This window comes from Amycolatopsis sp. cmx-4-54 (assembly GCF_046548895.1).
GTDB lineage: Bacteria > Actinomycetota > Actinomycetes > Mycobacteriales > Pseudonocardiaceae > Amycolatopsis.
In genome coordinates, this window is record NZ_JAEBEJ010000001.1 from 1 (window position 1) to 20,598 (window position 20,598).

The 20,598-nt window shown below is 69.5% G+C and carries 19 protein-coding genes; 13 read left to right on the plus strand and 6 right to left on the minus strand.

The window, feature by feature from the left end:
* Positions 1–198 precede the first annotated feature (198 nt).
* Positions 199–645, minus strand: coding sequence for a cupin domain-containing protein (locus ACLJQ7_RS00005; RefSeq protein ID WP_410645986.1), 447 nt, complete (start codon positions 643–645; stop codon positions 199–201).
* 75 nt (positions 646–720) lie between these two features.
* On the opposite strand from ACLJQ7_RS00005, the gene ruvC reads away from it, so the two are divergent.
* The 9 genes from ruvC to ACLJQ7_RS00050 all read left to right on the plus strand — a co-directional run bounded on the left by ruvC (position 721) and on the right by ACLJQ7_RS00050 (position 10,616).
* Entirely contained in the window at positions 721–1,320 is a 600-nt protein-coding gene (ruvC, locus tag ACLJQ7_RS00010) for a crossover junction endodeoxyribonuclease RuvC (RefSeq protein WP_410645987.1), read from the plus strand.
* Positions 1,317–1,916 (plus strand): Holliday junction branch migration protein RuvA, encoded by a 600-nt coding sequence (gene ruvA / locus ACLJQ7_RS00015; protein ID WP_410645988.1) that lies wholly within the window; start codon positions 1,317–1,319, stop codon positions 1,914–1,916. The genes ruvC and ruvA overlap by 4 nt, the downstream gene beginning before the upstream one ends.
* 8 nt (positions 1,917–1,924) lie before the next feature.
* Positions 1,925–3,001, plus strand: coding sequence for a Holliday junction branch migration DNA helicase RuvB (gene ruvB / locus ACLJQ7_RS00020; protein WP_410645989.1), 1,077 nt, complete (start codon positions 1,925–1,927; stop codon positions 2,999–3,001).
* A gap of 145 nt (positions 3,002–3,146) precedes the next feature.
* Positions 3,147–3,554, plus strand: coding sequence for a preprotein translocase subunit YajC (gene yajC, locus ACLJQ7_RS00025; protein WP_410645990.1), 408 nt, complete (start codon positions 3,147–3,149; stop codon positions 3,552–3,554).
* 379 nt (positions 3,555–3,933) lie between these two features.
* The gene (secD, locus tag ACLJQ7_RS00030; RefSeq protein WP_410645991.1) at positions 3,934–5,631 is read left to right on the plus strand and encodes a protein translocase subunit SecD; all 1,698 of its coding nucleotides are present in this window, start codon (positions 3,934–3,936) and stop codon (positions 5,629–5,631) included.
* A gap of 56 nt (positions 5,632–5,687) precedes the next feature.
* The gene (gene secF / locus ACLJQ7_RS00035) at positions 5,688–6,830 is read left to right on the plus strand and encodes a protein translocase subunit SecF (RefSeq protein WP_410646982.1); all 1,143 of its coding nucleotides are present in this window, start codon (positions 5,688–5,690) and stop codon (positions 6,828–6,830) included.
* Positions 6,831–6,938: 108 nt separating this feature from the next.
* The gene (locus ACLJQ7_RS00040) at positions 6,939–7,397 is read left to right on the plus strand and encodes an adenine phosphoribosyltransferase (protein ID WP_410645992.1); all 459 of its coding nucleotides are present in this window, start codon (positions 6,939–6,941) and stop codon (positions 7,395–7,397) included.
* Between the two features lie 78 nt (positions 7,398–7,475).
* On the plus strand, positions 7,476–9,806 hold the full coding sequence (locus ACLJQ7_RS00045) for a RelA/SpoT family protein (protein WP_410645993.1): 2,331 nt from the start codon (positions 7,476–7,478) through the stop codon (positions 9,804–9,806).
* A 30-nt stretch (positions 9,807–9,836) separates the two neighbouring features.
* On the plus strand, positions 9,837–10,616 hold the full coding sequence (locus tag ACLJQ7_RS00050; protein WP_410645994.1) for an enoyl-CoA hydratase/isomerase family protein: 780 nt from the start codon (positions 9,837–9,839) through the stop codon (positions 10,614–10,616).
* A 1-nt stretch (position 10,617) separates the two neighbouring features.
* Here the strand turns inward: ACLJQ7_RS00050 and ACLJQ7_RS00055 are convergent, their stop codons facing one another.
* Together ACLJQ7_RS00055 and ACLJQ7_RS00060 are read right to left on the minus strand one after the other, a co-directional pair.
* Complete coding sequence (locus ACLJQ7_RS00055) at positions 10,618–11,403, minus strand: aminotransferase class IV family protein (RefSeq protein ID WP_410645996.1); 786 nt, start codon at positions 11,401–11,403, stop codon at positions 10,618–10,620.
* Position 11,404: 1 nt separating this feature from the next.
* Entirely contained in the window at positions 11,405–12,262 is an 858-nt protein-coding gene (locus tag ACLJQ7_RS00060; protein WP_410645997.1) for a peptidylprolyl isomerase, read from the minus strand.
* A gap of 156 nt (positions 12,263–12,418) precedes the next feature.
* Between ACLJQ7_RS00060 and ACLJQ7_RS00065 the strand changes: the two genes are divergently transcribed.
* Together ACLJQ7_RS00065 and ACLJQ7_RS00070 are read left to right on the plus strand one after the other, a co-directional pair.
* Positions 12,419–13,027: an MBL fold metallo-hydrolase gene (locus ACLJQ7_RS00065; protein ID WP_410645998.1), complete on the plus strand. Its 609-nt coding sequence runs from the start codon at positions 12,419–12,421 to the stop codon at positions 13,025–13,027.
* The gene (locus ACLJQ7_RS00070; protein ID WP_410646000.1) at positions 13,027–13,683 is read left to right on the plus strand and encodes a hypothetical protein; all 657 of its coding nucleotides are present in this window, start codon (positions 13,027–13,029) and stop codon (positions 13,681–13,683) included. The genes ACLJQ7_RS00065 and ACLJQ7_RS00070 overlap by 1 nt, the downstream gene beginning before the upstream one ends.
* 158 nt (positions 13,684–13,841) lie before the next feature.
* Here ACLJQ7_RS00070 and ACLJQ7_RS00075 read toward each other — a convergent pair whose 3' ends face one another.
* The 3 genes from ACLJQ7_RS00075 to ACLJQ7_RS00085 form a co-directional block, all read right to left on the minus strand.
* Positions 13,842–14,084 carry a hypothetical protein gene (locus tag ACLJQ7_RS00075; protein WP_410646001.1) on the minus strand — a complete coding sequence of 81 codons (243 nt, stop codon included), beginning with the start codon at positions 14,082–14,084 and terminating at the stop codon, positions 13,842–13,844.
* Between the two features lie 98 nt (positions 14,085–14,182).
* Complete coding sequence (locus ACLJQ7_RS00080) at positions 14,183–15,592, minus strand: YibE/F family protein (RefSeq protein WP_410646002.1); 1,410 nt, start codon at positions 15,590–15,592, stop codon at positions 14,183–14,185.
* A gap of 41 nt (positions 15,593–15,633) precedes the next feature.
* Complete coding sequence (locus ACLJQ7_RS00085) at positions 15,634–16,611, minus strand: GlxA family transcriptional regulator (protein ID WP_410646003.1); 978 nt, start codon at positions 16,609–16,611, stop codon at positions 15,634–15,636.
* A 98-nt stretch (positions 16,612–16,709) separates the two neighbouring features.
* Between ACLJQ7_RS00085 and ACLJQ7_RS00090 the strand changes: the two genes are divergently transcribed.
* Positions 16,710–17,420: a DJ-1/PfpI family protein gene (locus ACLJQ7_RS00090; RefSeq protein WP_410646004.1), complete on the plus strand. Its 711-nt coding sequence runs from the start codon at positions 16,710–16,712 to the stop codon at positions 17,418–17,420.
* An 86-nt stretch (positions 17,421–17,506) separates the two neighbouring features.
* A complete protein-coding gene (locus ACLJQ7_RS00095; protein WP_410646005.1) occupies positions 17,507–20,473 on the plus strand; it encodes a BTAD domain-containing putative transcriptional regulator in 2,967 nt (988 codons plus the stop codon).
* Positions 20,474–20,598 lie beyond the last annotated feature (125 nt).

The window sequence follows — 20,598 nt, forward strand, 5'->3', positions numbered from 1 at the left end:
AAAACCCAGGCCTCACGAGTGCTCACCCGCCAGCAGCCACCACATCCAAGCCTGCCAAACCCAGCCCGGACACAACCCATTAGGCCTCCTTGAGGGACCCAGAGTCCCTCAAGGAGGCCTTCACGGACTCTTGCTGCGCGTGAAGGCCCCTTACCTCGGCTCAGCGGGAGAAACTCGGCCTTCACGGATTTCAGAGGACTAAACGCGCCAGGGCGCCAGGTCCTCCGCTGCCTCCGGCCACTCAGCGGCCAAAGCGGCCGCCGAGCGGAACTCCACGCAGTCGTCCGTGTAGGGCGGCACCACCACGGTCCCGGCCAGGCTCCACTCGCCGGTGCTCACCGACGCCTGCCACACCCCGGCGGGCACCACCACCTGCGGCCGCTGACCTGCGGCGACGTCCGGGCCCAGCACCGGCCGCGAGATCCGCCCGTCCGGTAACAACAGCAGCATCCGCACCGGCGCTCCGGCGTGGTGGGCGTAGATCTCCAACCGGTCCAGCCGGTGCGGCGCGGAGGTCTCCGGAGGCGCAAGCAGGTAATAGATCGCCGAAGCGGTCTCGTCTCGCCAGCTCTGCGCCCAGCGGCCACCTTCCACGGGCAGCGGCCGGAGACCCAGATGAACGGTGAACTCGTCGAGGCTCGGCATGTCCTCATCTTGCCCGGAGGCGGCTCCGGGTAGCCTCAGCCTCGAACGGATGTTCGCCGGAGCGGAGGAAAACGCGTGCGGGTACTCGGGGTCGACCCCGGTCTGACCAGGTGCGGGCTCGGAGTGGTCGACGGCGGTACGGGCCGCGCCGTCCGCGCCGTGGCCGTCGACGTCGTGCGGACCCCGCCGGACGCCGATCTTTCCGTGCGGCTACTGGGGATCTCCGACGCCGTCGAGCGCTGGCTCGATCGCTACAAACCCGAGGCCGTCGCCGTGGAACGGGTTTTCGCGCAGCACAACGTGCGCACCGCGATGGGCACCGCGCAGGCGGGCGGCGTCGTCGCGCTCGCCGCGGCCAAACGCGGGCTGCCGGTCGTGTTCCACACCCCGAGTGAGGTCAAGGCCGCCGTCACGGGCTCCGGCCGTGCGGACAAGGCGCAGGTCACCGGTATGGTCATGCGGCTGCTCGGCCTCGAGGTCAAACCGCATCCGGCGGACGCCGCGGACGCGCTCGCGCTCGCCATCTGCCATCTGTGGCGCGAACCGATGCGGGTCCGGCTCGCCGAAGCCGAGGCCAGGGCCGCCGAGATCGCCAAGAACCACAAGGCCAGGCTCGCCGCCGCGGCCAAGCGCGCCAAGAAAGACGAAGCGAAAACGCAGGGAGCGGCTCGATGATCTCCTCGGTACGCGGTGCAATCCTCTCCATCGGGCTCGACCACGTCGTGATCGAGGTCGGGGGAGTGGGCTTCGCCGTGCAGGCCACTCCCGCCACCCTCGCGACGCTTCGCCGCGGCGAGGAGGCGATGCTGCACACCGCGCTCGTGGTCCGCGAGGATTCCTTGACGCTGTTCGGTTTCGCCGACGCGGACGCCCGCGAACTGTTCGGCCTGCTGCAGACGGTCTCCGGGATCGGCCCGCGGCTCGCGCTCGCGACCCTCGCCGTCCTCGACCCCGACAAGCTGCGCTCCGCGCTGGTCGAAGGCAACATCACCGTGCTCACTCAGGTACCCGGCATCGGCCGCAAGGGCGCCGAGCGGCTCACGCTCGAACTCCGGGACAAGGTCACCGCGCTCGCGGGTCCGACGGACGGTTCGCCCGCGGTCGTCGCGCCCGGCGCGCTGCGGGGCGAGGTCGTCGAAGCGCTCGCGGGTCTCGGATTCCCGGCCAAACAGGCCGAGCAGGCCGTCGACAAGGTGCTCGGCGAGGGCGAAGGCCACACGACGTCGTCCGTGCTGCGCGCCGCGTTGGCCACCCTCGGGCGTAAGCGGTAGCCGGCCACATGGACCATGAGGCCGTGACGGATTTCGACGCCGAAGACGAGACACTTTCGGCGCTGCCGCAGACCGGCGAACGCGAGGTCGAGACCACGCTGCGCCCCCGCAAGCTGGACGAGTTCGTCGGCCAGCCACGGGTACGCGAACAGCTCGAACTCGTCTTGGAAAGCGCGCGACGCCGGGGGGTCCCGCCGGATCACGTCCTGCTCTCGGGGCCACCCGGGCTGGGCAAGACAAGTATGGCGATGATCGTCGCCGCCGAACTCAACGCCGCCATCCGGATCACCTCCGGACCGGCGCTGGAACGCGCGGGCGACCTGGCCGCGATGCTGTCGAACCTGGCGCCCGGCGACGTCCTGTTCATCGACGAGATCCACCGCATCGCCCGCCCCGCCGAGGAGATGCTGTACCTCGCGATGGAGGACTTCCGCGTGGACGTCGTCGTCGGCAAGGGACCCGGCGCCACCAGCATCCCGCTGGAGATCGCGCCGTTCACCCTGGTCGGCGCCACGACGAGGTCCGGTTCGCTGACCGGCCCGCTGCGTGACCGGTTCGGTTTCACCGGCCAGATGGAGTTCTACAGCGACAGCGAACTCGAACTCGTCGCCCGGCGCGCCGCCACGATCCTCGACATCGACATCGACCGGGACGGCTGCGCGGAGATCGCCCGCCGGTCGCGCGGCACACCCCGGATCGCGAACCGGCTCCTGCGCCGGGTGCGCGACTATGCCGAGGTCCGGGCCGACGGCAAGGTCACGCGCAAGATCGCGCGTGCCGCGCTGGAGGTCTACGACGTGGACGAACTCGGCCTCGACCGGCTCGACCGCGCGGTGCTGACCGCGCTGGTCCGCTCCTTCGGCGGCGGCCCGGTCGGAGTGTCCACGCTGGCCGTCGCCGTGGGGGAAGAACCGACCACCGTCGAGGAGGTGTGTGAGCCTTACCTGGTCCGCGCCGGTATGCTCGCCCGCACTCCTCGCGGCCGGGTCGCCACAGCGGCCGCGTGGGAACACCTCGGCCTGCCGGTCCCCGCCGGTGCCACGCGCGGCGAGCAGGGCGGACCGAACCTGTTCGACCAGGACTGACCGGACCGTTCACGCGGTCCGAGGCCCGTGGTGACGACGGGTGGTGGTGGAGTTTCCGCTGGCACCTGGCACACTCGGAGAGAGCACACCCCGCCAAACCGGACAAAACAGCGCACCGCGCGGCGTCCGCTCGAAATGGAGAATCATGAACCAGTTATTGCTGCCGCTGCTCCTGATGCTCGTTGTGGCGATTCCGCTCGTCATGGGCACCCGTAAGCAGAAGAAGGCGGCGGCAGCGCAGCAGGAGCTGCTCTCGAGCCTCGCTCCCGGTGACCGGGTGATGACCACCTCCGGTCTCTACGCGTCTGTCGCCGACGCTTCCGCCGACACCACGATCGACCTCGAGATCGCTCCGGGCGTCGTGACCACCTGGCTGCGCCAGGCCGTCCGCGAGAAGGTCGAGCCGGTCGTCGAGACCGACGTGGACGACGCTGACACGATCGACGACGAGGCCGTCGTCGAGCAGCCCGCCATCGAGTCGAAGGACGACGAGCGCGTCGAGGAGAAGTCCGGCGCTCAGATCGCTCCTCCGCTGGAGCACGGCAAGAAGTAGCACGTAGTGTCCGGTGAACCCGCGACCGCGATCGACGTCGCCACGGCGCTGGCTGGTCTCTCCGCATACAGTCGGCGGATCGGGGCGCCGTGGCACCGCGATAGCGGGGCCTTCGGCCGGGGCGGGTTCACGCGTCTGGTCACTTCTGGCGGGGCATCTCAGCTCCGCCGACAGGGGCTGTAAGGCCATCCCCGACACCAGACTTTCGTAGGTGCGGGGCCAACGCCGGGCTCACGCAGCACCGAGTAGTGTCTCGGTGCTGCGTGCGTGTCCGTCGTCATAGTCGTGCCCGTTCGCGGTACCACCGGACTCCCGTCCGGTGTGTGAACAGCCAAGTCCATTGGGGAACACCCAGTCCGTCCGAGGAGACCGAAGCACAGTGGCCGCACCGGCCGGGCATCTCCGCCCGGGACGCTATCTCGCCTTCTTCGCCCTGATCTTGGTGGCGCTGTACGCCCTGGTGTTCTTCACCGGTAGCGGCAAGCCGACGCCGAAGCTCGGCATCGATCTGCAAGGCGGCACGAGGGTTACGCTGACCGCCCGCAATCCCGACGGCGGCGACCCCCCGCGAGAGTCCCTCGAACAGGCCCGCTCGATCATCGAGCGCCGGGTCAACGGTATCGGCGTCAGCGGCACCGAGGTCGTCCTCGACGGCAGCAACGTCGTGATCACCGTCCCCGGCGAGCAGGGCGACCAGGCCAAGGCCCTGGGCAAGACCGCGAAGCTGGGCTTCCGAAAGGTCGTGACGTCGCAGCCGGTGACCCCGGTTCCGCAGCCGTCGACCCCGCCCGCTTCGGGCACGCCTTCTTCGGCCCCGCCGGCCTCGCCGGGCGCGAGCGCCCCGCCGAGCAGCCCGGCCAACGGCGGCGGTGGCGCGGTCGGCGCGCCGCAGCAGCAGCCGGACGAGAACGCGGACGAGAAGACCAAGAGGGAGATCGAGGAAGCCCGGAACCTCCGGCAGAACCCCGATCTGCTGTCGACGGACCAGGCGAAGCAGGCCGCGGCCGCCGAGAAGGCCTTCGCGGCGCTCAACTGCGACCCCAAGGTGTCGGACCCGCTGGTCGGCAACGACCTCACCGACAAGCCACTGGTCGCCTGCGGTGACAAGAACACGATGAAGTACCTGCTGGAGCCGGAGTTCCTGCCCGGAACGCAGATCTCCGACGCTTCCTCGGCCTACGACACCCAGAACTCCCAGTGGGTCGTCAACCTGAACTTCAAGAGCGAGGGTTCCCAGATCTGGGGCGACTTCACCTCGAAGAACACCCAGAAGCAGGCGGCGTTCGTCCTCGACACGCAGGTCGTCTCCGCACCGACCATCCAGTCCGCGATCCTCGGCGGTCAGACGCAGATCACCGGCCGGTTCAGCCAGACCGAGGCGAAGGACCTGGCGGATGTGCTGAAGTACGGTTCGCTGCCGCTGTCGTTCGAGTCCTCGGACGCGACCACGGTGTCCGCGACGCTGGGTCTCGCGTCGCTGCAGGCGGGCCTCATCGCCGGCGGTATCGGCCTGCTGGCCGTGTTCATCTACTGCATGTTCTATTACCGGCTGCTCGGCCTGCTGACGATTCTGTCGCTCGGCTTGTCGTTCGCGATCGTGTACGGGGTACTGGTGCTGTTGGGGCGGTGGATCGGGTACACCCTCGACCTCGCCGGCGTGGCGGGCCTGATCATCGCGATCGGTATCACCGCGGACTCGTTCGTCATCTACTTCGAACGCTTGAAGGACGAGATCCGCGAAGGCAGAACCTTCCGATCCGCGGTACCGCGCGGCTGGTCCCGGGCCCAGCGCACGATTCTCGCGGCGGACGCGGTCAGCTTCCTCGCCGCGGCGGTCCTCTACCTGCTGGCCGTCGGTGACGTGAAGGGCTTCGCGTTCACTCTCGGCATGTCGACGGTGCTCGACCTCGTCGTGGTCTACCTCGTGACGCATCCGCTGGTCGCGATGGTGTCCCGGTCGAAGTCGAAGTTCCTGTCCAACCCCAAGAATCTCGGCCTCGGCGCCGTGCAGCAGCTGGGCTCGGAGCGCAAGGCGGCCCGTCCCGCCACCGGTCGCCCGAACGTCAAGGAGGCGTGACCGTGGTCGACGAGAAGAACACCACCGAGACCAAACGCGAGAGCGTCTTCCACCGGATGTATGTGGGCAGCGGCGTGTTCAACGTCGTCGGCGTCCGCAAGCGCTGGTACCTCTTCTTCGGCGCGCTGGTGCTGGTGTGCATCGCGTCGATGGGGGTCAAGGGCTTCAACTTCGGCATCGACTTCGAAGGCGGCACCCAGATCCAGCTGCCCGCCAACGGCAAGAGCGGGCAGATCACCGAAGAGCGGGCCAAGGAGGTCTTCGCCGCCTCGCTGGGCAAGCCCGCCGACGAGGCGCAGAAGGTCGGCAGCGGCGTCTCGTCGACCATCCAGCTCCGTTCGGACACCCTGGACGCGGCCGAGGTCGCCAAGGTGAAGCAGGCCCTGTTCCAGGAACTGGGCCCGATCGGGACCTCCGGCCAGCCCAGTGTCCAGGCGATCAGTGACAGCGCGGTGAGCGCGTCCTGGGGCGGGGAGATCTCCCGGCAGGCGCTGATCGCGCTCGGGGTGTTCCTGCTTGCGGTCACGTTGTTCCTGGCGTTGTACTTCGACCCCCGGATGGCGGCCGCGGCACTGGTCACCCTGCTGAACGACATCGTGGTGACGGCGGGCGTGTACTCGCTGATCGGTTTCGAGGTCACGCCGGCGACGGTGATCGGTCTGCTGACGATCCTCGGGTTCTCGCTGTACGACACGGTGGTGGTGTTCGACAAGGTCCGCGAGAACACGCGCGGCCTGCTCGGCCTGACCCGCCGGACCTACGCGGAAGCGGCGAACCTGGCGTTGAACCAGACGCTGATGCGTTCGTTCAACACGTCGTTGATCGCGGCGCTGCCGATCCTCGGCTTGCTGGTGATCGGCTACCTCCTGCTCGGTTCAGGCACCCTGCAGGAGCTCGCGCTCGTGCAGCTCACCGGCACCGTGGTCGGCGTGCTGTCGTCGGTCGCGCTGGCCACCCCGCTGCTGGTCGACTTCAAGATGCGTGACCCGAAGTACCGGCAGCAGGCCGATCGGGTCGCTTCGCGGCGCGCGAACCAGGCCCGCAAGGCCGCCGAGCGCGACGACGACTTCGACCCGAACGACGAGGACGCCTTGGCCGCCGAACTCCGTAAGGAGAAGGCGTACGCCGCCGCGGCGAGCGTCCCCGCCAGGAACCAGAAGGCCCACAAGGGCCGTCCGTCGGGCAAGCGCAAGAGGTAACCGGCTTTCAAGCGCTATGAAGGGGCCTTTTATTGCAAAATTTGCAATGAAAGGCCCCTTCATAGCGACCGGTCACGGAACACAGGCGAGTTGGAGAGCAGGAAGAACATGGAGCTGGACAAGGCACTCGACCTCATCGCCGACGTGCCGGACTTCCCGGAACCCGGCGTGCTGTTCCGGGACCTGAGCCCGTTGTTCGCCGACGCGGCGGGTTTCCGGGCCGTCACCGACGCGCTGGCCGCCACCGTCGATCCCGAGGCGGCCCTGCTGGCGGGCGTGGAAGCACGCGGTTTCCTGCTGGCCGCCGCGGTCGGTTATGCCCGTGGCCTCGGTGTCGCGTTGATCCGCAAGCCCGGCAAGCTGCCCCGGGTCGCGGGCAGGGTCGGTTACACACTCGAGTACGGCACCGCGGCCGTCGAACTCTCCGAAGGCGTCGTCGAGCCCGGCCAGCGTGTCGCGGTCCTCGACGACGTGCTCGCCGGGGTTTCGGTGGTGATGGAACTCGGCGCGCTCGGTGGTCGTTCCGTGCTTGAAGGGCGTCGTGTGGAGGCCCTCCGGGTGTGTTGAACGGGCGTACCAAGTGAGCCGCGAGGGGGAGCGGTTACTCTTGATGTCCGAAGGCCGCACGAAGCGCAGGAGGTGCGGGTGAGCCAAGAGCTCGATGCCGCGGTGTCCTCGAAGGACGGCACCGAGCAAAGCGGTGCGGCGCGACAGGGGGCAGCGCCGACGCCGTCCGCGACGCGCCGTGTGCGTGCCCGCCTCGCCCGCCGGATCACCGCGCAGCGTGCCGCGCCGGTCAAGCAGGTTCTCGAACCGCTCGCCGTCATCCACCGCGAGCTGCATCCCAACGCGGACCTCGCGCAGCTCCAGCGTGCCTACGACGTAGCCGAAGAGCTCCACCGGGAGCAGCGGCGCAAGTCGGGCGACCCGTACATCACGCATCCGCTCGCGGTCGCGACCATCCTCGCCGAACTCGGGATGGACACCACGACGCTGGTGGCGGCGCTGCTGCACGACACCGTCGAGGACACCGGATATTCGCTGGAGAGCCTGAAGGCCGACTTCGGTGAGAAGGTCGGCGAGCTCGTCGACGGTGTCACCAAGCTGGACAAGGTCAAGCTCGGCACGGCCGCCGAGGCCGAGACCATCCGCAAGATGGTCATCGCGATGGCGCGCGACCCGCGCGTGCTGGTCATCAAGCTGGCCGACCGGTTGCACAACATGCGCACGATGCGTTTCCTGCCGCCGGAGAAGCAGGCCCGAAAGGCTCGCGAGACCCTGGAGGTCCTCGCTCCGCTGGCGCACCGGCTCGGCATGGCGACGGTCAAATGGGAGCTGGAGGACCTGGCGTTCGCCATCCTGCAGCCGAAGAAGTACGACGAGATCGTCCGCCTGGTCGCCGATCGCGCGCCTTCGCGCGACACGTACCTGCGGTCGGTGATCACCGAGCTGACCGGCAATCTCGAAGGCTCGCGGATCACCGCCAAGGTCGAGGGCAGGCCGAAGCACTACTACTCGATCCACCAAAAGATGATCGTCCGCGGTCGCGACCTCGACGACATCCACGACCTGGTGGGCGTGCGGATCCTGGTCGAGGACGTCCGTGACTGCTACGCCGCGATGGGCGTCGTCCACGCGCTGTGGCAGCCCGTGCCCGGCCGGTTCAAGGACTACATCGCGCAGCCTCGGTTCGGTGTGTACCAGTCGTTGCACACCACGGTGATCGGACCGGACGGCAAACCGCTGGAAGTCCAGATCCGGACCTACGAGATGCACCGCACCGCCGAGTACGGCATCGCCGCGCACTGGCGGTACAAGGAGACCAAGGGCACCCACAACGGGAACGCCATGGACGTCGACGAGATGGCGTGGATGCGCCAGCTCCTCGACTGGCAGCGTGAAGCGGCGGACCCGGGAGACTTCCTCGAGTCGCTGCGCTACGAGCTCGCTTCGCGGGAGATCTTCGTGTTCACGCCCAAGGGTGACGTGATCACGTTGCCGGTCGATTCGACGCCGGTCGACTTCGCCTACGCCGTGCACACCGAGGTCGGGCATCGCTGCATCGGGGCCCGCGTCAACGGCAGGCTCGTCGCGCTCGAGCGCAAGCTGGAGAACGGCGAGGTCATCGAGATCTTCACCTCGAAGGCCGAGACGGCGGGGCCGAGCCGCGACTGGCTGCAGTTCGCCGGTTCGCCCAAGGCCCGCGCGAAGATCCGGCAGTGGTTCGCCAAGGAACGCCGCGACGAGGCGATCGAAGGCGGCAAGGAGGCCATCACCAAGGAGGTCCGCAAGGTCGGCCTCCCGATCCAGCGGCTTGTCTCCGCGGAGTCGATGGGCGCGGTCGCCACCGAACTGCGGCATCCCGACATCAGTTCGCTGTACGCGGCCGTCGGCGAGGGCCACACCAGCGCGAAGCACGTCGTGCAACGCCTGGTCGCGCTCATCGGCGGGGTCGACGAGGCGGAGGAGGAGCTCGCCGAGCGCGCGACACCGTCCACGGTCACCCGCCGGCGTGGTTCGAACGACGTCGGCGTCGTGGTGAAGGGCGCCAGCGACGTCTGGGCCAAGCTCGCCCGTTGCTGCACGCCGGTGCCCGGCGACGAGATCCTCGGTTTCGTCACCCGCGGTGGTGGCGTCAGCGTCCACCGGACCGACTGCACGAACGCGGACGACCTGACGGCGCAGCCCGAAAGGCTGGTCGAGGTCGAATGGGCGCCGTCGGCGTCCTCGGTGTTCCTCGTCGCGATCCAGGTCGAGGCGCTGGACCGGCACCGGCTGCTCTCGGACGTCACGAAGGTGCTCGCGGACGAGAAGGTCAACATCCTGTCCGCGTCGGTCACCACGTCGCGGGACAGGGTCGCGGTCAGCCGGTTCTCGTTCGAGATGGGCGACCCGAAGCATCTCGGTCACGTGCTGAAGGTGGTCCGTGGTGTCGAGGGCGTTTACGACGTGTATCGGGTCACTTCGGCTTCGTGACCTCCGGTGGGTCCCGGCTAAAGTCCGGGCATGACTGACGGGTTCGAGTTCACTCGCGACGGCGAGGTCGCGCGGCTGACGTTCACCAGGCCGGAGAAGATGAACGCGATCACCTACGGGATGTGGTCGGCGATCCCGGACGTGGTGGCGCAGGTGGAGGCGGACCCGGCGGTCAAGGTCCTCGTGCTGACCGGCGCGGGCGCGCATTTCTCGGCGGGCGCGGACATCAGCGAGTTCCAGGAGCTGCGGTCCACCGCCGACGCGGCCGAGACCTACGACAAGGCCGTGGACGGGGCCGTGGCGGCGCTGATGGCGGCGCGGAAGCCGACCGTCGCGATGATCCAGGGCAACTGCATCGGTGGCGGATGCCAGATCTCGGTCGCCTGCGACTTCCGCTTCGCCGCGGAGGGCGCACGCTTCGGCATCACGCCGTCGAAGCTCGGGATCGTCTACCACTTCGGCTCGACCCGGCAGCTGGTGTCACTGGTCGGTCCCGCGCACGCGAAGTACTTCCTGCTCTCGGGTGAACTCGTCGACGCGCGGCGGGCGCGGGAGATCGGGCTGCTGAACGACGTCTTCCCGGCCGATGAGCTGGAGGCCGCGACCGGCAAGTTCGTCGACACGCTGGCTTCACGTTCGCAGGCGTCGGTGCGCGGGATGAACCGCATCATCGAGAAGATCGTGGCGGGACAGAAGGAATCCGATACCGAGGTCGACGAGATCCGGCTCGGTGCCTTGCACGGCGAGGACTACGCGGAGGGAGTCGCCGCGTTTCTGGCGCGGCGGCCGCCGAAGTTCACCTACCGCTGAGCTAGATCTCGTCCCAGGGGTTGCTTTCGTACGCTTCGGCGAGGAGCCGGCCGGTCTCCGGAGCGAACGGCAGCACGACGTCGTCCACCGACGCCACCGGCCAGCCGATCGACTCCGAGTTCGTCAAGAACATGGCGTCGAACTCGGAAAGGTCGGCAGGGCGGACGTCGCGGATCTCCTGTGGGATCCCGTTGCGCTCGAGGCCGCGGCGCACCAGTTGCTGACTGATGCCGTCGAGCACCGGCGCTTGCGGCCAGACCACCGTGCCGCCGTCGAGGAAACCGACGTTCCAGATCGACGCCTCGCTGACGCGGCCCTGGTAGTCGACGAACAGCGCGTCGTCGTATCCCGCCAGCTTCGCTTCGCGCGTGTGGTGGAGCAGGCCGAACGTACCGACGTGTTTGACCTCCGGCAGCACCCGTTCATAGCGCACGGACCGCAGGCGCAGCGGTGTCATCTCGTGCTCTTTGGGCGGCCCGACCCGGACGAGGACATCCGGTTTCGCCGGTGCGCCGGGGTCGGACCAGTCCATCGCCCGGGAGAAGATCAGCACCCGCACGGACAGCGCGTCCTCACCCCGGATGGCCTGCCGTACGTATTCGCGCACCGCCTCGGTGTCGAGATCGTGGGCGAACATGCGCCGGGTGCTCGTCGCGAGACGGCGTAGGTGGACGTCCAGGCCGCGGACCTTGCCGCCGCGGACCTGCATCGCGGTGAAGTGGCCATAGCCGAACGCGCCCGCCAGGTCTTCCGACCGGGCGGGCGCGCCGTTGACTTCCAGCTTCACGTCAGGCGTTGACCGTGACGCCGGTGAACTTGACCTCCGTGTTGGGCGGGCCGGTGCCGTCGCCGTTGCCGGCCTGCGCGTTCGCGCCCGCCTTGGCGACCTTGTCGAGCACCTTCAGCCCCTCGTCGGAGATGCTGCCGAAGACCGAGTAGTCCGGGGACAGTTCGGCTTCGCCGTAGACCATGAAGAACTGGCTTCCGCCGGAGTTCGGCTGCTGCGTCTTCGCCATCGCGAGGATGCCGCGGCCGTACTTGATCTCCTTGAACGCCTCGTCCGGCATGGTGTAGCCCGGGCCGCCCATGCCGCTGGCCTCGGGGTCACCGCACTGCAGCATCTGCAGGCCGGTGGTGCCGAGCCGGTGGCACTTGGTGTCGTTGAAGTAGCCCTGCTGCGAGAGGCTGATGAAGCTCTGCACGGCACACGGGGCGAGCGCGCGGTCGAGCGTCAGCGGGATGTCGCCCGCGGTGCTCTTCAGCACGACGTTCACCGTGCCGTTCGAAGAGACGTCCTTGCCTTCCGGCTTGTTCACCTTCTTCGAAGCCGGCTTGCCGGCGTCGTCCTTGTAATCACAGGCCACCGGGCTCGCCAGCGGCGTCGGCCGCTTCGGCATCGGAGCGCGCTCCGTGGGGATGGTGACCTCGGGGGTCGGAGGGGCCGAGCTCGGGGAAGCGTCGGAGGCGGCATCGTCACCACTGTTGCTGCTGACGATCCACCACACCGCGCCCGCCACGATGGCGACGACACCGACGACCGCTACCGAGCCGACGATCCTGCGCCGCTTGGCCTGTTCGGCCCGTCGCACGATCTGTCGCTCGAGCTTGCGCTTCGCGGCTTCGCGGCGCTGCTGGTTGGTCGGCACCCGCCCTCCCGGTTTCCACTCGATGTCACACGTCTGAGGTAGCGGGAGTCTATTGGCACAGCCTGTGAGGCCCCCGTACAGGGGCCGCTACTCTTACTTGATCGTGATCAGGGCCATCCTGTCACCTGTTCGGTGGAAGAATTGAGGAGGCGTTTCGTGCTGGTTGTCGGTTTTCCGGCAGGCCCCCTCGAAGCCAACTGCTATCTGCTCGCCCCGGAGGGCGGCGGGGAGTGCGTGATTGTCGATCCCGGTGAGGACGTCGTCGAACCGCTCGAGGCCGCGCTTTCCACGCACGGCCTCACGCCGGTCGCGATGCTCGCCACCCACGGCCACCCCGACCACGTCGCTTCGGCGGGCGAGATCGGCGCGCGCCACGGAATACCTCTCTATCTGCACGAGGCGGACCGGCCACTCCTCGGCCGGGACGCCGGAGAACGGAAGGACGGGATCGTGCCACTCGCCGAGGGTCCGCTCGGGCTGGCCGGACTGGAGATCACGGTGTCCGCTACACCGGGGCACACTGCCGGTTCGGTGGTCTTCGGGCTGACCTCCGCCGAGGGCGGCCGGATCGTGTTCACCGGGGACAGCCTGTTCGCCGGTTCGATCGGCCGGTCCGCCGGGGCCGGTGACGAGCTCGTGCGGTCACTCGATGCCAAGGTGATGACGATGCCGGACGACACCGTCGTCCTCCCGGGCCACGGTCCGGCCACCACGATCGGGCAGGAGCGGGCGGGAAACCCGTTCCTCGCCGGGACGGGCGCGTGATGACCGAGCCGACCGGGACCCCGGAGACCCCCGAGCGTCTCCCGCTGTTCCACGACGACCCCAAGCTGCGCCGCAGGCGTGGCTGCTCCAGCGTCGCCGGTGTCGTGATCTTCGCGGCCGCGTTCGGTGGGATCGCCGGACTGATCGGCGGTGAGATCGCCGGGCTCGTGGTCGCCGGCGTGATCGCGATACCGCTGCTCTACGTCATGTTCTACAACCTGCGCCGCCGCGTCTGGCTCGAAGGCGACACGCTCATCGTGCGGACCTGGGGCGTGCGGCGGATCGAGCTGACCGCGGCCGAGCGCATCGACCTGGTGATCAGCGACGTGCGCGGTACCCGGACGGTCAGCCTGCTGGTGAACGCGGGCAAGCGCCGCAAGGTCGCGAAGGTCGACCTGGCCGTCTACTCCGGCGCGGGCGGCAGGGAACTGGGCATCCTGCAGCTGCGCAAACTGGCGAACGCGCTGCTGAACAACACCGAGGCGAACGGTCTGGTGTTCTCCGAACTGCTGGTGGCTCAGCTGAAGTCGGAGGCGCGTGGGGACGCGGCGGCGGAGCGGCCGCTCTACCGGCTGGCCTCGGCGGCGCCCGCCGGGAAGTACATCCAGCGCTTCACGATGGAAGCGGTCAGCCGGTTCGTGGCGACGCTGGACTGAAGCTTCGGGCCGGTACGTGAGTCCGTGAAGGCCTCCTTGAGGGACCCAGAGTCCCTCAAGGAGGCCTTCACAGACTCGGGGATCGCCACCGCGCCCCACCTGCACCAGCTGTCCCAGCGGCTGCGCAGGCAAGTACATGAAGGGGACCTTCATGTACTTCAGGCGTCGGTGCGGGTCTCCAGCTTCTCCAGCCGCGCCTTGATCTCCTCCAGCTGGTAGACGATCTCCGGCAGCTCGCCCGCGGCGAAGGTCGCCAGCCGCTCCGAGTGCTTGAGCGTCGACCGCACGTCGTCGAGCGCGGCGGCGATCTTGGGGACCGCCTCGACGGCTTCGAGCGTCGAGACGAGTACGCGCCGCGCGACGGCGGTCAGCTGTCTCGGGACGGCGAAAACGTCGAACATGGCCCCTCCGATCACGCGGCGAATCTCGGGTGCGGCCTCTTCGTACCCGACTCCGGCCCGTGCTCGCGCGGTGGGCTCGCGCTTTGGGGCGCTTGTGTCTACAGGGACTCTTGGGGCTCCCGCGAGGCGATCAGCGCGGCGAGCACGGTGGTGACCGGGACCGCCGCGACGATGCCGACACTTCCGGCCAGTGTCCGGACGATCTCCTGTGCGATTTCCTCCGCGCCGAGGATCGAGCCGAGCCCGACCCCGGAAAGCGACGTGTACAGCAGCACCGGCAGCGCCGCCCCCGCGTACGCCATCACGAGCGTGTTGACCGCCGAGCCGACGTGGTCGCGCCCGATCCGCAGGCCCGCGCCGTACAGCTCACGCCAGCCGAGCGACGGGTTCGCCCGCCGGAGCTCCCACACCGCGCTCGTCTGCGTCACGGTGACGTCGTCCAGTACACCGAGCGCGCCGATCACGACGCCCGCCAGCAGCAGACCGCGCGCGTCGATCCCGTGCCCGAGCGACCCGATCAGCTGGGACGTGCTGTCGTCGAGCCCGGTCAGCGACGCCGCCGCCGAGAAGATTGCGGACAGGACACCGATCAGGACCAGGCTCACCAAGGTGCCCAGCACCGCCACCGAGGTTCTCGCGGACAACCCGTGCGTCAGGTACAGCGCGACGAACATGATCGCGCCGGCGCCCGCGATCGCCACCAGCAGCGGGCTTTCCCCGGCGAGGATCGACGGCAGCACGAAGAACGCCAGCACCAGGAAGCTCAGCCCGAGCGCGACCAGCGCCGCGAGACCCCGCCAGCGGCCCAGCACGATCACCGCGAGCCCGAACAACCCGGCGAGCAGCAGCAACGGCGTACCGCGCTGGAAGTCGACGATCTGGAACGACGAGGGGTTCGCGACGTCGCCGCCGTTGTAGGACAGCACCACCTCGTCACCAGCGGCGAATCGCGGCGTGCTCGGTTCGATGGGAAGCGTCAGCTTCAGCGACTTCCCGGCCCCGGGGCCGTCGGTCATCGTCAGTTCGCTGGTGAGACACGGCTTCGCGTCCGGCGGCGGTTCGCCGACCTGCACCTGGCCTTCGGCGAGACACGGACCGGTGATCGTCCCGGTGACCGTCGCGTTCACCGGTACTCCCTGGGGGAACACGCTTTTCGCCGCATCCTGGCCCCACGGGTAGAGCACGATCATCCCGGCGACGGTGGCGACGGCGAGCGGGATCAGCAGCCACATCAGCAAGAGGCGGACCCGGCGCGACGCGGGCGCGGCCGGCCCGTGGCCGTGCGAATGCCCGTGACCGACCGGTGGTTCTGGCTTCGGTTCCGGGGCGCGACGTCTGCCCGGTTCCGCCTGCCGTGGCCGCTGGGCCGGGGGACGGGGTCGCCGCGCCCCCTCGGGCGGCGGAGTCCGGCGCGGTGAACGGGACGTTCCGGGCGAACGATCGGACGGGGCGTCCGTAACCCGGCGAATCGGGCCGGTGTCGTCGTCGGAGATGTCGCGGCGGTTCACCCGCATATCCTCCACAGTCGGCGCCGCGTGCCGCACACGGCCTAGCCGAACGCCTGCCGAAGGTGGACACGGCGATAGGCCGAAGGCGGGGTGTCGAAGTGATCGAGGAAGGCCTGGCGCAGTGTCTCGGTCGAGCCGAAACCACACCGTCTCGCGATCGACGTCAGCGGAAGTTCGGTGCCGCACAACAGTTTCGCGGCGTTCTCGGTCCTCGCCGCCCGCACGTACCTGCTGGGCGTGGTGCTCAGGTGCGCGTCGAACAGCCTGGTCAGCTGCCGGGTGCTGATCCCGGCCCGGTCGGCGAGGACGGCGGTGCCGAGATCGCCTGCCAGGTGTTCCGCCACGTACGCGGTGATGTCGCGGACGAGCCGGTTCTCCGGCGGCGGCCCGGACAGGAACATGCTCACCTGCGCCTGGTTGCCCGGCCGCTGCAGGTAGGTCACCAGCATGCGCGCGACCTCCCTGGCCACGCTCGGGCCGTGGTCGGCCTCGACGAACGCGAGGGTGAGGTCGATCCCGCTGGTGACCCCCGCCGCCGTGTAGACGTTGCCGTCGCGTACGTACAGCGGCACCGGGTCCACGTTCACCTGCGGATAGCTCGTCGCGAGCCGGTTCGCGAACCGCCAGTGCGTGGTGGCGCGCCGCCCGTTGAGCAGCCCGCACGCGGCGAGCACCGTGGCGCCGGTGCACACCGAAGCGACGCGACGGCTCTGCTGCGCGAGCCTGCGGACGTGGGTGACGACCCTCGGATCGGCGGCGGCCGCCTCGTGCCCGGTGCCGCCCGCGACGATCAGCGTGTCCAGTTCGCCGGTCACCTGGTCGAGCCGGTGCTGTGCCTGCAGCGTCAGCCCGGACTCGCAGCGGATACCGCGTCCGTCGACGCTCGCGAGCATGATCTCGTACCCCGGCTTGCCGCCGAGTTTGGTCGCGGCGTCCAGGACGTCCGACGGACCGGCGATGTCGAGCAACTCGGCGTTGCTGTAGCCGACGATCAACACTCGTCTGGGTGAACCCGGCATGATCGAACGCTACCAGTAGTGCCGGCCGTCGGACGTTGTTCGCAGGAATCCGGACATCCCAGCCGCCGCGGTCGCGTGGCTGCGACACCGTTGTCCCCATGACAGACGACAAGAAGACGATCGCGTTCGTGGTGTACCCGGGGATGACTCCACTGGACATGGTCGGGCCGCTGACCGTGCTGGACGGGATGGCGAGCACGACGCAGGAGTACCGGACGGTCGTGGTCGGCGAGACGAAGGACGCGGTCACCACCGACAACCCGCTGAAGCTCGTGGCGACCCACACCTACGACGAAGTCCCGTCGCCGTACGCGTTGCTCGTACCCGGAGGTGCCGCACCGACGCTGAAGGCGCTCGCCGACGAGAAACTGGTCGGATACCTGCGGACCGCCGCGGCGAACGCGGAACTCGTGACCTCGGTGTGCACGGGATCGCTGCTGCTGGGGCAGGCCGGACTGCTGAAGGGGCGCAAGGCCGCGACCCACTGGATGTTCCGTGAACTGCTGGGCGCTTTCGGCGCGGAGCCCGTCGCCGAACGCTGGGTCGAGGACGGGAACGTGATCACCGCCGCCGGGGTGTCGGCGGGGATCGACCTCGCGCTGCACCTGGTCGAGCGCCTCGTCGGCGCGGAGATCGCGCGGACGATCCAGTTCGTCATCGAGTACGACCCGGAGCCGCCGCAGGGCCCCCTCGACTGGGCGAAGCGGCCGTACGGGGATCTCAAGCCGCTGCTGGAGCACACACTGAACGAGGCGCTCGCGGACGAACCCGCTTTGCGGGACAAGCTGCTCGCGCACACCGGGAACTGACTGGCGGCCATCCGGGTGAGAAGTCGCTGTCACGGGGACGGCACCGGGTTACATTCTGGGTCATCCGTCCTGGTGATAGGTGGTTCGTGGAGTTCAAGGTGCTCGGCCCGCTCGCGGCCTCGGTCCCGCTGCCGTCGGCGGCTCAGCCCCGCCGGGTGCTCGCGGTGCTCCTGGCCCGGCCGAACGAGTTCGTCCACCGGGACACCCTCGTGGACGAACTCTGGCCGCAGGGACCGCCGTCGAGCGCCGCCGCGGTGGTGCAGATGGCGGTTTCCAAGCTGCGTAAGGCGTTGTCGCCCGGCATGCCGGTGGACGACGTCCGGCAGCGGCTGCACTCCGGCCGGAGCGGCTACCGGTTGACCGTCTCGGCGGGGGAGTTGGACGTCACGGCCTTCTCCGAACTGACCGCCGCGGCCGCGAAGGCGACCGGCGCCGAGCGCAGGGCGTTGCTCGAACAGGCCCTGGGATTGTGGCGCGGCCGGGCGTTCGCCGACGTCCCGGTCGGTCCGCTGGTGGAGGCGCACCGGCTGTGGCTCGAGGACCAGCGAAGTTCGGTACTGGGCAAGCTCGTGGAGCTGGAACTGGCGGCCGGTGACCACAAGGCCGTCGCCGACCGGTTGGGATCCGAACTGGCCGCCCGGCCGGGCGATGAGCGCCTGGCCGGGTGGCTGGCCGAGGCGCTGCACGGGACCGGGCGGCGGGACGCGGCACTGGCCGTCCTCGACCGGTGCCGTCAGGCGCTGTGGGAGCACGCCGGTGTCTCGCCGGGGGAGGACCTGCTCGCGGTCCATCGCCGGATCACGGGCACCGGCTGGTCCGCGGGCGGCGCGCCGTGCCGTCTGCCGTCGGCGACGCCGGATTTCACCGGCAGGGCCAGGGAACTGGCGGACGTGGGTCGCGCGCTGCGTGGTCCGGCGCCGGTCGTGCTCCACGGAGCGGCGGGGTCGGGGAAGAGCGCGCTGGCCGTCCAGGCCGCGTGGCGGGTGCGCAAGCGGTTCCCCGACGGGCAGCTCGTCGCCGATCTGCGGGACGCCGGCGACGTACTCGCCGGGTTCCTCCGCGCGGTCGGCCTCGCGGAAGCGGAGATCCCCACCGACCGGGCCGCGCGGATCTCGTTGTGGCAGAGCCACACCGCGGACCGGCGGTTGCTGGTGATCCTCGAGAACGGCCGGTCCGAGGCCGAGGTGCGGCCGTTGCTGCCGAGCGGTCCCGGCTGCGCGGCGATCGTCACGACACGGCGCCGGCTGGCCGGGCTCGTCGGCGCCAGACCCGTCGAGGTCGGTGCGCTGTCCGACGCGGATTCACGGGACTTGCTCGGCGCGATCGCCGGAGAGACCCGGTTGTCCGCCGAACCCGACGCCGTGCGGCGGGTGCTGGCCTCCTGCGACGGTCTCGCGCTGGCGGTGCGCGCGGCGGGTGTGAAGCTGCTGCAGCGGCCGAGGCTGAGCGTCGCCGAGTTCGCGGCGCGCCTGGAGAACGAGCGCCTGCGCCTCGACGAACTCGCCGCCGGCGATCTCGGCGTCCGGCCGGTACTCGCCGATGCCCTCGCCGAGCTGTCGTCACGACAGCGGAAATCTCTGCGGTTGCTCGGTTTCCCCGGTGTCACCGAGTTCGCCGACTGGTTCGCGACGGCCATGCTCGGCCGGTCGAGCGACGAAGCGGCCGAACTGCTCGACGAGCTGGTGGACGACCACCTGCTCCACGCCGAGCCGGATCGAACGGGCTTCGTCCGGTACCGGCTACCGGGCCTGATCCGGCTCGCGCTCCGGGAACCACCGGATCCCGGAGCCCTTCGGCGCGCGCTGACGGCCATGGCGGCGTTGGCCGAACACGCTTCCGCCGCCCTCGGCGCCGAGTACCCGCCGACACGGCGTGCGGACGTCCCGGCGGCGGTGTCGGACCGTGTCGCGGCCGACCCGATCGGCTGGCGTGACACGGAAACGGCGAATCTCGCGCTCGCCGTCCGAACCGCGAAGAACCACGGTTGGACCGAGCTGGCCATGCGGCTGGCCGACGCCTACAGCGATCTCGTCGGCCCGAGGAAGGGCGGATCTCCGGCGTGGCTCGGGTTCGGCATCGTGCGCGATCGTGTCGATCTCCCCGCGGAGGCGGGGAAACTGCTCAAGCTCGGGCATGCCCACGCCGACGCGGGGGATCTGGCACGGGCGCGGACCTGTTTCTCGTTGGCGGAGGGCAGGTTCCGCACCGTGGGTGACCACCCGGGCACCGGGACCGCGCTCATCGCGCTCGCCGACGTCGACGCGGATTCGGGGCGGACCGGCGCGGCGGTCCACGCGCTGAGAGAAGCACTGGACCTGTTGCGGGACTGCGGTGACCTCGCCGGGCAGGCGATGGCGTCGGCCCAGTTCGGCTCGCTGTGGGACGACCTCGGCGACTTCCGCCGGGCGAAGGAATGTTTCGATGCGAGCCTCCTGCTCGCGCTCCATTGCGAGGACGGTCGGCAGCACGACAGGTCCGCCAAGCGCTACGCCGACGTCCTGCGCCGGAACGGCCGCATGGACGAGGCGGGCGAGCTGCTGACGAGCGCGCTGATCGGCACGCGCGGCTCGCGTGAACGCCACTGGGAGGCGCACGTCCTCCGGAGTCTCGGCGATCTCCATGCGAAGACCGGTGACGCGGGGGAGAGCGAAAGATGTCTCTCGCGGTCGCTGGAGCTGTTCGAATACGTCGGACACCGGCATGCGGCCGCCTACACGCACCGGAGTTTCGGCGAATCGCTACGCCTGGCGGGTGAACACGGCCGCTCCGCCGACCACCTGAGCCTGGCGATGAGTACCTTCCGTGACCTCGGAGACCGCCGAGGCGGCGGGTACGCCCTGCTCAGCTTCGGGCGCCTGCGCGCCGACGAAGGCGTCGCGACCGAAGCCGCCGAAGGACTCAAGAGCGCGGCGGGGCTGTTCCGTGAGCTGGGTTTTCCGGTGTGGGAATTGCGCGCGCTCAAGGACCTTTCCGCCGTGGACCAGAGCGGACGCCAGCGGGACCGCGCTCGTGAAGCGTTGACGAAGATCCGCTTCGGGGTTGCTCCGGCATAGCCCGGTGGACGACCGCCGGCCGCGGCGTTTGGCGAAGTTATGGCACCGGTGTGTTGACTCCTGCTCACGTGAGCGGACTTCGCGCCGCCCCGGATCGCGGCACTGGGGGTGGCGGCGCGTACTCG

Excerpts from the sequence above, each read along its gene's own strand:
- ACLJQ7_RS00050 (WP_410645994.1), top strand. The coding sequence starts at position 9,837 with ATGACTGACGGGTTCGAGTTCACTCGCGACGGCGAGGTCGCGCGGCTG.
- ruvA (WP_410645988.1), top strand. The coding sequence starts at position 1,317 with ATGATCTCCTCGGTACGCGGTGCAATCCTCTCCATCGGGCTCGACCAC.
- ACLJQ7_RS00075 (WP_410646001.1), bottom strand. The coding sequence starts at position 14,084 with ATGTTCGACGTTTTCGCCGTCCCGAGACAGCTGACCGCCGTCGCGCGG.
- ruvB (WP_410645989.1), top strand. The coding sequence starts at position 1,925 with ATGGACCATGAGGCCGTGACGGATTTCGACGCCGAAGACGAGACACTT.
- yajC (WP_410645990.1), top strand. The coding sequence starts at position 3,147 with ATGAACCAGTTATTGCTGCCGCTGCTCCTGATGCTCGTTGTGGCGATT.
- ACLJQ7_RS00005 (WP_410645986.1), bottom strand. The coding sequence starts at position 645 with ATGCCGAGCCTCGACGAGTTCACCGTTCATCTGGGTCTCCGGCCGCTG.
- ACLJQ7_RS00040 (WP_410645992.1), top strand. The coding sequence starts at position 6,939 with ATGGAGCTGGACAAGGCACTCGACCTCATCGCCGACGTGCCGGACTTC.
- ACLJQ7_RS00085 (WP_410646003.1), bottom strand. The coding sequence starts at position 16,611 with ATGCCGGGTTCACCCAGACGAGTGTTGATCGTCGGCTACAGCAACGCC.
- secF (WP_410646982.1), top strand. The coding sequence starts at position 5,688 with ATGTATGTGGGCAGCGGCGTGTTCAACGTCGTCGGCGTCCGCAAGCGC.
- ACLJQ7_RS00070 (WP_410646000.1), top strand. The coding sequence starts at position 13,027 with ATGACCGAGCCGACCGGGACCCCGGAGACCCCCGAGCGTCTCCCGCTG.
- ACLJQ7_RS00090 (WP_410646004.1), top strand. The coding sequence starts at position 16,710 with ATGACAGACGACAAGAAGACGATCGCGTTCGTGGTGTACCCGGGGATG.